This is a genomic window from Nitrososphaera sp. (assembly GCF_050748925.1).
In the GTDB taxonomy this organism is placed as follows: Archaea; Thermoproteota; Nitrososphaeria; order Nitrososphaerales; family Nitrososphaeraceae; genus Nitrososphaera.
In genome coordinates this window covers 18245-32044 of the sequence record NZ_JBOGQF010000003.1, presented here as the reverse complement: position 1 = coordinate 32044, position 13800 = coordinate 18245, and the positions used below count along the sequence as shown (strand labels likewise).

General features: G+C 53.8%; 15 protein-coding genes. 8 read left to right on the top strand and 7 right to left on the bottom strand.

Annotated features, from left to right (window positions below; genetic code table 11):
- On the bottom strand, window positions 1-767 hold a 767-nt coding region (locus ACREAY_RS00625; RefSeq protein WP_431753815.1), incomplete at its 3' end, for a TCP-1/cpn60 chaperonin family protein.
- 253 nt (window positions 768-1020) lie between these two features.
- Between ACREAY_RS00625 and ACREAY_RS00620 the strand changes: the two genes are divergently transcribed.
- Genes ACREAY_RS00620 through ACREAY_RS00595 form a run of 6 tightly spaced genes read left to right on the top strand, consistent with a single transcriptional unit; the run spans window position 1021 to window position 6188 of the window.
- Window positions 1021-1323, top strand: coding sequence for an urease subunit gamma (locus ACREAY_RS00620; RefSeq protein ID WP_431753814.1), 303 nt, complete (start codon window positions 1021-1023; stop codon window positions 1321-1323).
- Window positions 1324-1328: 5 nt separating this feature from the next.
- Window positions 1329-1691: an urease subunit beta gene (locus ACREAY_RS00615; RefSeq protein ID WP_431753819.1), complete on the top strand. Its 363-nt coding sequence runs from the start codon at window positions 1329-1331 to the stop codon at window positions 1689-1691.
- Complete coding sequence (gene ureC, locus ACREAY_RS00610) at window positions 1688-3394, top strand: urease subunit alpha (RefSeq protein ID WP_431753813.1); 1707 nt, start codon at window positions 1688-1690, stop codon at window positions 3392-3394. The genes ACREAY_RS00615 and ureC overlap by 4 nt, the downstream gene beginning before the upstream one ends.
- Window positions 3395-3444: 50 nt before the next feature.
- Complete coding sequence (locus tag ACREAY_RS00605; RefSeq protein WP_431753812.1) at window positions 3445-3699, top strand: hypothetical protein; 255 nt, start codon at window positions 3445-3447, stop codon at window positions 3697-3699.
- Between the two features lie 49 nt (window positions 3700-3748).
- The gene (locus tag ACREAY_RS00600; protein ID WP_431753811.1) at window positions 3749-4921 is read left to right on the top strand and encodes a citrate/2-methylcitrate synthase; all 1173 of its coding nucleotides are present in this window, start codon (window positions 3749-3751) and stop codon (window positions 4919-4921) included.
- A gap of 58 nt (window positions 4922-4979) precedes the next feature.
- Window positions 4980-6188 (top strand): NAD(P)-dependent malic enzyme, encoded by a 1209-nt coding sequence (locus ACREAY_RS00595; RefSeq protein ID WP_431753810.1) that lies wholly within the window; start codon window positions 4980-4982, stop codon window positions 6186-6188.
- Here the strand turns inward: ACREAY_RS00595 and ACREAY_RS00590 are convergent, their stop codons facing one another.
- On the bottom strand, window positions 6189-6410 hold the full coding sequence (locus ACREAY_RS00590) for a hypothetical protein (RefSeq protein WP_431753809.1): 222 nt from the start codon (window positions 6408-6410) through the stop codon (window positions 6189-6191).
- Between the two features lie 207 nt (window positions 6411-6617).
- On the opposite strand from ACREAY_RS00590, the gene ACREAY_RS00585 reads away from it, so the two are divergent.
- Window positions 6618-7700: an LLM class flavin-dependent oxidoreductase gene (locus ACREAY_RS00585; RefSeq protein ID WP_431753808.1), complete on the top strand. Its 1083-nt coding sequence runs from the start codon at window positions 6618-6620 to the stop codon at window positions 7698-7700.
- Here the strand turns inward: ACREAY_RS00585 and ACREAY_RS00580 are convergent, their stop codons facing one another.
- The 3 genes from ACREAY_RS00580 to ACREAY_RS00570 all read right to left on the bottom strand — a co-directional run bounded on the left by ACREAY_RS00580 (window position 7701) and on the right by ACREAY_RS00570 (window position 10683).
- Entirely contained in the window at window positions 7701-8720 is a 1020-nt protein-coding gene (locus ACREAY_RS00580; protein WP_431753807.1) for an MBL fold metallo-hydrolase RNA specificity domain-containing protein, read from the bottom strand. It lies immediately after the preceding gene.
- A 1030-nt stretch (window positions 8721-9750) separates the two neighbouring features.
- Window positions 9751-10350: a transposase gene (locus ACREAY_RS00575; protein ID WP_431753818.1), complete on the bottom strand. Its 600-nt coding sequence runs from the start codon at window positions 10348-10350 to the stop codon at window positions 9751-9753.
- 192 nt (window positions 10351-10542) lie between these two features.
- On the bottom strand, window positions 10543-10683 hold the full coding sequence (locus tag ACREAY_RS00570) for a hypothetical protein (RefSeq protein WP_431753806.1): 141 nt from the start codon (window positions 10681-10683) through the stop codon (window positions 10543-10545).
- 657 nt (window positions 10684-11340) lie between these two features.
- On the opposite strand from ACREAY_RS00570, the gene purN reads away from it, so the two are divergent.
- A complete protein-coding gene (gene purN / locus ACREAY_RS00565; RefSeq protein ID WP_431753817.1) occupies window positions 11341-11958 on the top strand; it encodes a phosphoribosylglycinamide formyltransferase in 618 nt (205 codons plus the stop codon).
- On the opposite strand, the gene ACREAY_RS00560 is transcribed toward purN, so the two are convergent.
- Window positions 11953-13086: an MFS transporter gene (locus ACREAY_RS00560; RefSeq protein WP_431753805.1), complete on the bottom strand. Its 1134-nt coding sequence runs from the start codon at window positions 13084-13086 to the stop codon at window positions 11953-11955. The genes purN and ACREAY_RS00560 overlap by 6 nt on opposite strands.
- Window positions 13083-13781, bottom strand: a complete 699-nt coding sequence (locus tag ACREAY_RS00555; RefSeq protein ID WP_431753804.1) for a class I SAM-dependent methyltransferase — start codon at window positions 13779-13781, stop codon at window positions 13083-13085. Before ACREAY_RS00555 ends, ACREAY_RS00560 begins: the two co-directional genes overlap by 4 nt.
- Window positions 13782-13800: the final 19 nt, after the last annotated feature.

Below are 13800 nucleotides of genomic sequence, written 5' to 3'. Positions count from 1 at the left end.
GCCCTGACCTGGCTTGGAAGCGATATGCCGATCTCGGCGTCTGTCCGGGTCCGCTTGCCGTCAAGGTCCTCGTTTATCAGTAGTATCCGGGCGTCTTTGACCTCTCTAAGCATTGCAGAGCTGTCTATGGTCTTGTCTATCACGACGCCGCTTACCAGCTGCGTATCAGAAACGCTGCCGGGCTTTTCCTCTATCTTGATGTCGTCTATGTCGACCCTGCCGTTTTCAAGGTCGGCAACGGCAAATATTGTGTCGACTGCCATCCTGGCGATTCCGCACGACGAGATCGCCTTTGATTCCAGGCAAGTCGCCGCCAGCCGCTCCATCATTTGTCGGTCGTCCCGGGCAGATTTTATCGCGGCCGATTGCATGGCCTCCATCGCTATCGCAAGGCCCCTGCGGTAGCCGTCAGAGATCGTCGCGGGAGATATGCCCATGTCGAGAAGCCTTTCGGCCCTTGCAAGCAGGGCCCCTGCCAGGATGACGACTGAAGTGGTGCCGTCGCCCACCGCGTTGTCGACCGCGTTTGACGCCTCTATCAACACCTTGGCGGCGGGGTGCTCGACGTCTATCTTGCGCAAAAGGGTCGCACCGTCCTTTGTCAGCGTGACCTCGCCCATGATGTCGACGAATACCTTGTCCATGCCCCGGGGCCCGAGCAGGCCCTTGACCATCTCGGCGATAAGCCTGGCTGCAAGCAGGTTGTAGCGCCTTGCGTCGCTGCCAGTCGTCCTCTTGACTCCCTCTCCAAACAGGTTCTTTGCCATCAAGGCCGCCTGCCTCCGGATCCGCGCAGTGGCATGGCTTGAGTGCTAGCGCTTTCTATTTATGCAGTTCCTTTCATTGTGTAAACTGCAAAACTGCGCAGTGCCAAGCGAGGCCCGCGGTAGATAGTTTACGAATTTTCGTGGGGCAAGATGAAATTCGTGCAGAAGAAATTCTTGCTGCTTTTAAATATGCATTTTTTTGCGCGCGTGTGTACTCAATTATAAATACGAGAATTAGCAAGAAAAGTGCGACATGATGCTCAGCCCGAGGGAGATCGACAAGATGTACGTTTTCATGGCAGCCGAAGTCGCTCGCAGGAGGCAGCAAAAAGGGTTAAAGCTGAATTATACTGAAGCAGTCGCGCTCATCTCCGACCACATCGTAGAGGGCGCAAGGGAAGGCAGGTCGGTCTCGGAGCTGAGGAGCTCTGGCAAAAAAGTGCTGTCAAGGGACGGCGTGCTGCCCGGCGTGCCAGAGATGGTAAAATACGTGCAGGTAGAGGCGACGTTTGAAGACGGCACCAAGCTGGTGACGGTGCACAACCCGATAGCGTGATGCCCTTGATCCCAGGCGAGTATTTCATTTCCGACAGGCCCGTCGTCGCAAACAAGGGCAAAAAGACCGCGAGTGTAAAGGTCAGCAACACCGGCAACCGGCCCATACAGGTCGGCTCGCACGCCCACTTTTTCGAGGTGAACAAGGCGCTGCTGTTCCCGAGGGCCAAGGCGTACGGGATGCACCTGAACATCCCCGCGGGAACCTCATTGCGGTTTGAGCCGGGCGACTTGCGGGAAGTGGAGCTGGTCGAGTATGGTGGCAAGAAAATCGTGTACGGTTTTAGCGGGCTTGTGAACGGCAGGCTTGCGGCAAAGAAATCTCAGGCCATGGCAAAGGCCAAGGCAAGGGGGTTCAAAGGGGCATGAACATCCCGCGCAGGCAGTACGTCGACCTGTACGGGCCGTCGGCCGGCGACCGGATAAGGCTTGCCGACACGGATCTGGTAATCGAGGTTGAAAAGGACCTCTTGCGGCACGGCGACGAGCTCGTGTTTGGCGGCGGCAAGAGCGTCAGAGACGGCATGGGACAGGCAAGCGGCGTGACAAGCAGGGACGCGCTGGACCTTGTAATCACAAACGCCGTTGTGATGGACCCGGTGCTAGGCATAATCAAGGCAGACATTGGCGTCAAAAACGGCAGGATTGCAGGCGTCGGCAAGGCGGGAAACCCAAACGTGATGGAAGGCGTCGACATGATAGTCGGGTCAAGCACAGAGGTCATTGCAGGCGAGCATACGGTATGCACGCCCGGGACCATCGACACGCACATCCATTTCATATCGCCTCAGCAGGCCGTAGAGGCGATATGCGCAGGCACGACGACGATGATAGGCGGCGGCACCGGGCCGGCAGACGGCACGAATGCGACGACGTGCACCCCGGGGCCATGGAACCTCCACAGGATGCTTGAGGCGCTTGACGAACTGCCGCTGAACTTTGGACTCCTTGGCAAGGGCAACGATTCACTCGAGTCGTCGCTTTTGGAGCAGATAGAGGCTGGCGCGTGCGGCCTGAAATTGCACGAGGACTGGGGCACCACGCCTGCCACCATCGACGCGGCGCTCCGCGTCGCCGACAAGACAGACACGCAGGTAGCCATCCACACCGACACCCTGAACGAGTGCGGCTTTGTGGACGACACCATCGAGGCAATTGCAGGGAGGACTACACACACGTACCACACAGAAGGCGCAGACGGCGGGCACGCGCCGGACATCATGAAGATAGCGGGCGAGCGCAACATACTGCCGTCGTCGACAAACCCCACCAGACCGTTCACCGTCAACACACTGGAGGAGCACCTTGACATGATGATGGTGTGCCACCACCTGAGCCCCGGCATCCCGGAAGACGTCGCGTTTGCAGAGTCGCGCATCCGAGCGGAGACGATAGCCGCCGAAGACGTGATGCACGACATTGGCGCGATTTCAATGTATTCGTCTGACAGCCAGGCGATGGGCAGGGTGGGCGAAGTCACGACTAGAGCATGGCAGACTGCCGACAAGATGAAAAAGATGGCCGGCAGGCTAAAGGGAGAAAAGGGCGACAACGATAACCTCCGCGTCAAGCGCTACCTTGCAAAGCTGACGATAAACCCGGCAGTGACCCACGGTATCTCTAGCTACGTCGGCTCGCTTGAAGAGGGAAAGATAGCAGACATTGTGGTCTGGACGCCCCAGTTCTTTGGAGCAAAGCCCAAGATGGTGATAAAGGGAGGTTTTATCGCGTACGCGCTAATGGGCGACCCGAACGCGTCGATACCGACGCCAGAACCCGTGTACTACAGGCCGATGTTTGGCGCGATGGGCGCCGCGAGATACTCGACGTCGTTCACGTTCACGTCACAGCTTGCCGCAAGGAAGGGCCTTGTGAAAAAGCTGGGCCTGAGGAAAAAGCTCTTGCCCGTAAAGAACTGTCGAAAGATTGGCAAGAAGGACATGATGTACAACGACCTTACGCCCAAGATAGAGATCGACCCCGAGACCTACGTCGTGAAGGTGGACGGCAAAATAGTGACTAGCGAGCCGGCGGAAAAATTGTCGCTTGCGAGGCTGTACAACCTGTTCTAGTTCGACAGTCGAATATGAATATTTATATATTTAGTAAGTAGATAAATGGCATGAGTCCTGTAAGGAACCAGAAAGAAGTCGAAGCTGCCGCTAAAAAGACCATCGAGGCGCTTTATGGCATGGAGGTCAAGGACCTAAAGGTCAGGGTGCTGCTGCAATTCCCAAACGAGCACCAGAGGGAGGCTTGGGACGCAAACGTCACTTTCCTGCTAAAGGGGCTCCAGTACACAGTGGACCTGCTGATAAACGAGAAGGACGGCATGGTGACGAACGCAAGGCTCATCGACACGATGACGCCCCTTTAATTTTTCCTGCGGCACTACTTTAATATACAAATTTCGAGAAGCATGCGCTGTGGACGCACGAAACATCGGCCTTCGCAACATCGAAGTCGCAGACACCAAGATCTGCTCGATTGACGGCGAAAATGGCAAGCTCATCTATCGCGGCTTTGACATACTAGACCTTGTCAACCATTCCACTTTTGAAGAGACTTCATACCTCTTGCTTTTTGGCGAGCTGCCAGACCCGGAGCAGCTGGCAGACTTTGGCCGCAGGCTGCGCGAGGCGCGCAACCTGCCAGAGCCCATGATAAAGAACCTGAAGAACAGGCCCAAGAGGGCGCAGCCGATGGACGTGCTCCAGTCGTGCGTCGCGGAGCTTGCCGAGTACGACCTAAACATCGACGACTATACAAAGGAGGCGCACGTCAGGCGCGCGATTTCATTAATAGCCAAGATACCGGCCATCGTCGCGGCGTGGAACAGGATACGCACCAGCCAGCACATCGTCGACCCGATGGAAGAAGGGTCGCATGCCACAAACTTTCTCTACATGCTGCGGGGCGTCGAGCCGTCGGCTGACGAGGCAAAGGTGATGGACATCTGCTACATCCTGCACGCAGAGCACTCGTTCAACGCTTCCACGTTTGCAGCGCGCGAGATTTCTTCGACTAGGGCGAGCATGTATGCGGCAGTTTCTGGCGCGGTTGGCGCGCTCTCTGGCGAGCTGCACGGCGGCGCAAACGTGCAGGTCATGAAGATGTTGCTAGAGATAGGCGACCCAAGCAACGTGGAAAAGTGGGTTGCAAACCGCCTTTCGACAGGGGGCAGGGTTATGGGCATGGGCCACGCTGTCTACAGGACGACAGACCCGCGCGCCGACATACTGTCCAGGCTCTCAAGGGCCATTTCAAAGGAAAAGAACAACAAGTGGTTCGAGATTACCGAGAGGGTGGAAAAGGCCACGAAAAAGTGGATGATCGAGAACAAGAAACAGTCCATCTACCCAAACGTCGACCTCTACTCGGCGTCGATATACTACAGCATGGGCATCCCCATGGACCTCAACACGCCGATATTTGCGATATCGAGGATTTCAGGCTGGACCGCCCATGTCATCGAGGAAAAATTTGCCGAGGCGGCACCCAAGCCGGCGCTATACAGGCCAAAGGCGGTCTACATCGGCAGGTACTGCGGCCCGATGGGCTGCGAATACGTGCCGCTGGGCGAAAGGCACGGTCAGTAAAGCTGATAAGCAGACCAGAGCCCTTGTTGGTGGATCAGGAGAGGCCAGTTTGGAAAGTTTGAGAGAGTCCGACTCAGGGCGGGGCATTTCAAGGAAAAAGCCCAGCCTTGGCAAGGAGGCCCTGGACCTTCACAAAAAGCTCAGGGGCAAGATAGAGGTCAGGAGCAAGATAGCGATAAAGACTACTCACGACATCAGCATCGCCTACACGCCGGGCGTGGCAGATGTATGCAGGGCGATTGCAGCCGACAGGGAAAAGGCGTACGAGTATACGTCAAAGTGGAACAACATTGCCATAGTGACGGACGGCACGAGAACGCTTGGCCTGGGCAAGCTCGGGCCGGAGGCGGCGCTCCCGGTGATGGAAGGAAAGGCGCTCCTCTACAAGCAGTTTGGCAACGTGGACGCATTTCCGATATGCCTCTCTACCACCAACATTGACGAGATTATCGCGACAGTCAAAAACATCGCGCCGGTTTTTGGCGCGCTCAACATCGAGGACATCGAGACGCCCAAGGTGCTCGAGATCGTCGACAGGCTCGACGCAGAGCTTGACATCCCGGTATTCCACGACGACCAGCACGGCACGGCCGTCGTCACGCTGGCGGCGTTGCTCAACGCCATGCGCCTGACAAAGAGGGAGCCAGAGACGACGAGCGTCGTGGTCGCCGGCGCTGGGTCGGCCGGCTATGGCATCGTAAAGATACTAAAGGAGATAGGCATCCAGGACATCACGGTCACCGACTCGCAGGGCGTAATATCAAAGTCGCGCGACCTCACGACTATGAACAAGTACAAGCTTGAACTGGCAGAGATGACCGACAGGGATGGGACAAAAGGCGGCCTCTCGACTCTTGAGGAGGCGATAAAAGGCAGGGACGTCTTTGTGGGCGTTTCGGGGATAAAGAGCCTGCTGACGGGCGAGATGGTGGCGTCGATGAACAGGGACGCCATAGTGTTGCCCCTCACAAACCCCGACCCCGAGATCCACCCGCGCCTTGCAGCCCAGTCTGGCGCCAGGGTGATAGCGACGGGCAGCTACAAGTTTGAGAACAGGGCCAACAATGCCCTCGTCTTCCCGTTCACGATGCGCGCGATTCTTGACAACAGGATCCGCAACATCGACCAGAAGCTGCTGGTGGCAGTGGCAAACGCGCTTGCAGACCTCGTACCGAGGGACAAGCTGGCGCCTTTCAACATACTGCCAGACCTTGTCGACAAACGCATACAGCCGGCAGTCACAAGGGCAGTGCAGGGCGCCAGATGACTAGGCGGCCATCTTTTCTTTCAGCCACTCTTTTGCCTTGCGCTCGGCCATGTGCTTTTTGAGGACGATTAGCGCCATCTCGTAAAACGTGATGCCCTTTTCGCGCGACTGCATGTCTATCCACTTTAGCCCGTCGGCAAGCTCGGAATCTCCCTCTGCACTCACCACAAGTTCGTCGACGACCTTGATGAACTCTTCGCTCTGCGCGTCCTGGCCGAACATGGATGGCTCTTGCGCGGTAGCGATTTTACACGGTGATTCAAGCAACCTTGACAGGATGCACATATTTTGTTGACAAGGCGCGAATGCCAAAATTTTACTGCAAAACGCGACGGTTTTTGAAAAATAGAACCTCGTTTTGATATACTTAAATAGACGCGAGAATTGTCCTTATTAAATGATTGAGACGAATTACTCGGAGGCTTTTGCATGAGGATAAAATTCGGTTTTACCCAGGGCCTCAACGTTGCAAGGCTTGGCCTTGACGAGACGCAGGTCATAACTGCGGCCCAGATGGCCGACAGGCTCGACTATGACTCTGTGTGGGCCATGGACCACTCTAACGTCCCGCAGTGGAAGAACGCGGTGGTAAACGACGCGTGGCTGATGCTTGCGGCCCTTGGCGCCGTCACCAAGAACGTCGAGCTGGGCACGTGCGTCACCGACGCAATAAGGCGCCACCCATCCGCGATCGCGCTCTCGACCATCACCCTTGACAGGATCACAAACGGCAGGGGCGTGCTTGGCATCGGCGCAGGAGAGGCGCAGAACGTCGTCGATTTTGGCATCGAGTTTAGCAAGCCTGTCACGAAATTCAAGGAGCAGCTAGAAGTCATTGAAAAGCTGTTCGAGTCAAGCCCCGACAACAAGGTCAGCTATAACGGCGAATACTACAAGCTGATAAACGCCTGCCTGCAGGCGACAAGCATAAGAAAGCCGAGGCCGCCAGTCTATATCGCAGCGGGCGCGCCAAAGACGCTAGAGCTGTGCGCGACATACGGCGACGGCTGGATCCCGATAGGCTACACGCCGGAACTCTTCAAGGCGCACGCCAACGTCATCAGGGACCACGCCAAGCGCCTAGGCCGCGACCTCTCAGATTTCCAGTTTGCAAACGACGTCGACATCTACTTCTCTGAAGACGGGGAGGAGGCATGGAACAAGATGAAGAACGCGGTCAAGGTCTCGCTTTACAAGCCGGAACTGCTGAAGGTGCACAACATCCCACAATCGTCCGAGTTTGACTTTAGGAAGTACTTTACAGAGTACACGATGGACAAGCCCGAGCTGATGGAGGCTATGAAAAAGGCAGCATTGCAGATACCGGACAGCGTCGCGCGCACGGCCATAGGCGTCGGCTCGCCTGACGACGTGATAGAGATGCTGGAGCGGTTCATAAAGGCAGGGACGAACCACTTTATCATCAGGTTCTGGGGAGACGGCTACTTTAAGAACATCGAGATGTTTGGCAAGAAGGTCATCCCCTACATCCGCGACCAGCAAAAGAAATAGTCACTTGAAAGAGTCGAGCGTGACTCCTTTCTTTTCCTTTTCCAGAGGCTCGGCGTCAAAGCCCATTTTTTTGAGCGCGTTCGCAAATTCAGACGCAAAGCCGTGGAACGTGTATACTTTATCCGGCTTGCACTGCTTTACAGCTTTTACCAGTTCGTCATAGTCGCAGTGGTCTGAAAACGGCATGGCATAGTCGATCCCCATCATGTACTTGTACCGGGGGTCGACGGCCCAGCCGGAAAAGCCAATCGTGACGGCGCCGTACTGCTCCTTCATCCTCTTCAAAAACGCGTTCCGTCCGCTCATCAGCGGCGCCACCATTATCCAGGGACGGCGCTTTGAGAGCAGGCCCTTTTCCTCCGCTTCGGTGTGTGTGACCGCGTCCTTCAGGTCGACGCCAAGGTCAGAGTAGACCGAGTTCATCTTGGCAACTGAATCGTGGACAAATACAGGGTCCCAGTGGCCAAACAGTCTAGTCAGTATCTGCGCCTTGCCAAGCGCATAGCCCATCAGGATGACAGGGATGCCCATGTCGTACATTTCAGAAATTATCTTGTTCGTGCGGTGCGTTATTTCGCTCAGCGCCGGGAACAAGTATTCCGGCCTGCCAAACGTTGACTCTATTATGAGCGTCCTTGCGTGCGGCAGTTTTGCCGGTTTCAAAAATGCGCGCTCGCGTGTGGAAATGTCGCCGGTGTAATAGACGTCGTCTTGCATCAGCAGGCCGCGCGACCCAAGGATGTGGCCGGTGTCGACGAGCTGAAAGCCGTCGTGCTGCTCGTCGCCAGAAATGTCATAGCCTCTTGCGCTTGCAAGCAGTGACGTTTCTTTTGACGCTATGAGCTTGGATTTGCTCGTTTTGCCCTTCCTGTGGAGGTGGTCGACGTGCGCGTGGGAGACAAACGTATAGTCGCACGCGGCAGGCCGCGACGGGTCAAGCGCAATAGTGGTGCCATCTGGGCTTGACACCGTTATGCCGCATTTGTCATGGAAAACTACCGAAGGCATCCGAGCTGTCATGCCTAGGGGGTGTAGATATTTTAACATTTAGCTCAGGGGGGCTTTGTGTAATAAGTAGGCAACAGGATATACTTTTTAAACAATCAGCTGACTTTTTAAACAGATGATTTCCAGAAGAAAATTGCTTGACCAAGTATGAGTTTAAGAAAGCAATTTAGAATACTTTTTGACGGAACAGTAGATATTCCTGCCAACTCAAATGGGATTTCTGTCCTCTCGTATGATTTGGATCATCTAGGCAAGACTAACCACAAGATATCAGTATCTTTTACAATCTTGCATACGAATCAGAGTAATACCGTTGACGATATACGATTATACATTCTAAGTAGGGATCAGTTTGTTAATTGGACTCTAACCTGTCTTAGAAATAACAACGCTTACTTGCACCCTGTGCAATATTCTCATTATTCAGGACAGGTGCCGTCAGGTCAAGTAACTTTGCAAGTACATTCAGGCGGATCACTTCATTTCTTACTGGACAATCGATATTCGACTTTCAGTTCCAAAAGAATTGTAATTCGAATAGATGAGGAATGGGGGGAGCAGTCTGGACAACTTGACCTCGTAACAACAATTCCACCACATGATAGGTCGCTGGAAGATCAGGTGAAGAGGATGATTTGTAATTGCAATCATACTCTAAAGATTATTTCACCATACGCCGACGTGTCATTCGTTAAAGATATTCTTGAAAAAAGCAAAAGTGCCAATATCCAAATCATTACAAGAGCCAGAGATGAATTTACAAATGACAAGAAGCAAGCATTTAGCTTTATCAAGGACAATCTAAAGGAAAATCATAGAATCAACGACTTCGTTCATTCTAGGATAATAATGAGATAACGAAGAGGCTCTGATTTCATCGGCCGATCTGACCCAAGATGGCCTCATGAAGCAGTATAATACAGGTGCAATAATTTCTGATGCAAATGTGATGAGAAAGCTACTCAACTACTTCGATGAGGTTTGGCATGGATCTACAACAGCTCAAACTAAAATGAAATGATTGGAGCCATTGCAGTTTTTCTCAACGTGGGCTAGATGTTCCTGAATTAACGAAATCCGCCTGTATTCCTAACTCATACATTTCTTGTATTACCACACAGATATTATGACATAGTATTTTCAAGAGCACTTCATTGAACTGTGCGGTCCCATCTCTGCTTCTAACATTATCTTTGAACTTTGACTTTATCATATGAAATACCGTCTCAATGTTTGAGCGCTTGTGGTAATGTTTCATGAAGTCCTCCCGATGGAGATTGAAATAGTGATACATCCTGTTCCAGGCAGGCGATCCTATCGTTAGGCTTCTGCTATTCTTCTTGAATGGAATGAATGGTACACCGCCAAGGTCTTCCACAAGCTGAAGATTTACTCTGCTCAGATATGCCTTATCGGCTACAGCCTCCTTGAGGTCAAATGATTGTGCGGTGGTTTCCAACAACGGCTTGAAGAAAGGATGATCTGGACGGTTCCCATCGGTAAGCTGGACTGCCGTTACGACATTCGTCTTTAGACCAGCGCAAATGTGCGCTTTTACCCACTTTTTGTACTTCTTATCACGCCCATGCTTGAAGTCAAAATATCGACCAAATCGAAAAGTGTCAAAGCCTGAACTATCAATTCGTTACAGGATTAAAACGACAGGTCAAAGAATGGCGGCGAGAATATTACCCACTTTTTTCTTTTCTATCTTAAATAGACATCATGGGCCCATTTCTCGCGGGCCCAACCTGCCAATTACAAGGATTCCAAAATGACTTAGGCCCATCCACCCTTTCAGAACTGTGACCGCACATAATTTGCAGGGTAATATTTAAGCATCCCTCTTTTCACCACCGCTGCTGTCGCCAACCCTCTCCTTCTGTGCAAGCATATTTTTGGCCCCTGTGCGCGGACAGAAAAACAGTAGGCCGCCCTTGGCGAGCGTGAAAATGGGCCCTTCGTAAAGTCCCAATACCGCCCTACCTCCTTGCATAAATTTTATTTTTTTATATATATCTCTACATATTGACAACTATGGGCCCACAAATGAATGGGCCCGTCCTTTATTCAGGGAGTCATGGAAGACTATCGTACCATACGGGCCCAAATGAGCGGTTTTTGGACCAGTGTAAAGGCGCTTTTGCACTTGGCATAGCGCCGCAAAGTGGTCCGCATTTTTATTTAATTCCTAACGTCGGGCGTTAAGTAGGCCAGAGGGATCTGGTAAAAGAAGTCGATAAATTACGGCGCGACCGCCGTTCTGAACTCAAATAAAGTTGCAAGACAGTTTTGTTGTATTTTTTTATTTTTTGGGAGAATTTGTATGGCCGCAAATGATAAAATAATCGTTCGTTAATTGATCGGAAACGATAGTACTTTTACGGACTAGCGGCTGCGGTCGTCCATACTGCGGGGTCGTATACAGGACATTGACAAGATAGAGCCCAAAAACCCGGCTCGCTGACTCGGACGCTGATAGAAAGTGGTTCTGGATCGGCAAACTATATTCGATTTGATTCTGTTAACTGTTTGGGTCATGTAAGTATTGAGACGCTATTCTTGACCAGATAACTTAACAGTGCCAGCTCGAGACGTTTAAGAGCAGGTTCCAAAGCTAGTAGCATGCTTGATGATCAACCTCGGCATACTCATCTCCGGCAGGGGGAGCAACATGGACGCGATCCTCGCGGCTGCCAAGGCAGGCAGGATGCCAGGCGTCCGGCCAGCTGTTGTCATATCAAACAAGCCCGACGCGGCAGGGTTAAGGACGGCGTCTGAAAAGTACGGTGTAAAGACAAAGATCGTGCCGCCTGAAGGCGCCAAGGGGTGGGACTATGACAGAAAAGTGGTCGAGGCTCTTGAAGAGGCAGGCGTCACCCCGCAGAACGGTCTTGTGTGCCTGGCAGGCTTTATGCGCATCATCAGCCCCGAGTTTGTGCGCCACTACAAGGCGCGCATTTTAAACATCCATCCCGCGCTCTTGCCGTCGTTTCCCGGCCTGCACGCGCAAAAACAGGCAATAGAGTATGGAGTAAAGGTGTCGGGATGCACCGTGCATTTCGTCGACGAGGGCGTCGATTCCGGCCCCGTCATATTGCAAAAGACAATCCCGGTCATGGAAGGCGACAGCGAAGAGACGCTGTCGGCAAGGATACTGGAGCAGGAGCACCAGGTGTACCCGGAGGCAGTCAGGCTCTTTTCAGAGGGCAGGCTAAAGGTTGAAGGCAGAAAGGTGCGCGTGCTATGACTTTTTCCTGATGACTATCGCGCCGGCAAGCGCGGCCCCGATGACGGCAAACGCAAGGTAGGGGCTTGGCGGGCCAAACGCGTCTGACGACAGCCCGACTGCCAAAGGGCCCGCCGTCCATCCCATGCCAAACAGCGTTTCATAGATGCCGAGTTTCGACCCTATCTTGTCAAGCGGGACGTTGCGGGTCACGATGTTGAAAGTGACAGGATAGAATATGCTGGTAGAGATGCCGATGAGCACGAGCGCGGCGGCAAAGGACCACACTGACGTAAACGCAAACGAGATCAGCATGCCAACAGCAGTGAGCGCCACAGCCGCGACGAGCGCGGACCTGCCGTGCACGGCCAGCCTCTGCACAAAGGGAAGCGTCGCAAACCGGGCGATGCCAAACGCAAAGAACAGCAGTTCAATGTCCTGGTCGGTTATCGCGGCAGTCTTCATGTATGCGGGATAGACGGCAAGGATGACGCCAAAAGTTATCGCGTAATACAGCAGGACAGCGCTCACCGCCGGCATTGACGTTACCTCGTGCTTGACATTGGCAAGAGATGTCCCCCTGTGCTTTTCCATGCCCACAGGCCTGCCGTGCCTGACAAGCAGAAACGCAGGCACAAGCGCTGCCGCCATGGTCGCGGCAGACAATTGAAAGAGCACGCGGTAGTCGAAAAAGTCGAGCACCAGCCTGCCGGCCAGAGGGCCGGCCATAAAGCCGCCCACCCACGCCGCGGTAAAGAGCGCAATCCATTTGACCCGCTTTTCGGGTGACGAGTTGGTAGATATCAGCACCTCGCACGCCGGCCAGAAAAGCGCGTGCGCCACGCCTGCCATTCCTCGAAACACCATTGCCTCCGGCACCGACTGCGCCGTCGAGAGCAGAAGCAACGAAAACATGCTGAGCCCAACCCCGGACGCAAGTATGTAGCCCTTGTTGCGCCTGTCAAGCATCATCCCCACGAAAAAGGGTGCAAACATGTACGGTAGGTAATTGGCCATGCCGACGAGGCCCACCTGCGAAAAGTCGGCGCCCAGCTCCTCTTTAGCAAAGATGGGCACTATGGGCGAGTGCATCCCGTACGAGACGCCCACGATTGCCGCGCACACTGCCACAAGTATGATGGCTTTCATTTGTATGCGGCTACCATGATTGCGCCTTCAAGCATCCCCTTGTCAAATACCACTTTTGGGAACTTTACCTTAAGCATTTCCTCCAGCTCGGAATTGCGGGGCCACCTGAGGAAGGTGCCGTACAGCGTCTTGAACTTTAACCCCGCCCTGCCTGCCACGAAATACGCAGAGATACCGAGAAAGTGCTTCAGGTACGTGGAGACCATCCACCTCTTGAACGCATTGTCGGGCTTACCAAGGTCGACGATTATCAGCCGGCCCCCCGGCTTGAGCACCCTGTGCATTTCAGATATCGCCTTTTTCAGGTCGATTGCGTCGCGCAGCGAGTAACCGCACATCACCGCGTCAAACGTATTGTCTCGAAACGGCATGCTTTCAAAGATGCCGGACGATAGCGTTGGGTGCGTCTGTCCAAAGTAGCTGCGGACGTTTGCAAGCATCTCCGGTATCGGGTCGTACATCACTATCTGCGCGTCGCCCCTGGCTTCTGCGAGTGCGGCCCTTGACATGTTGCCGTACCCCGAGCCGGCGTCCAGCACGACGTTGCCGGGCATCACCCGGCCCCCTATAGCGTGCCTGCGGTATTCTTCGTCCTTGCCAAGCGAAATTACTCGGTTGACCCTGTCGTAGACTGGCACTATGGCGCGCAGGACTTCAATGACTTCAGGCCAGTATCGGCTGCCAAGCCCGGACAATCAAGTGCACAATATTTCG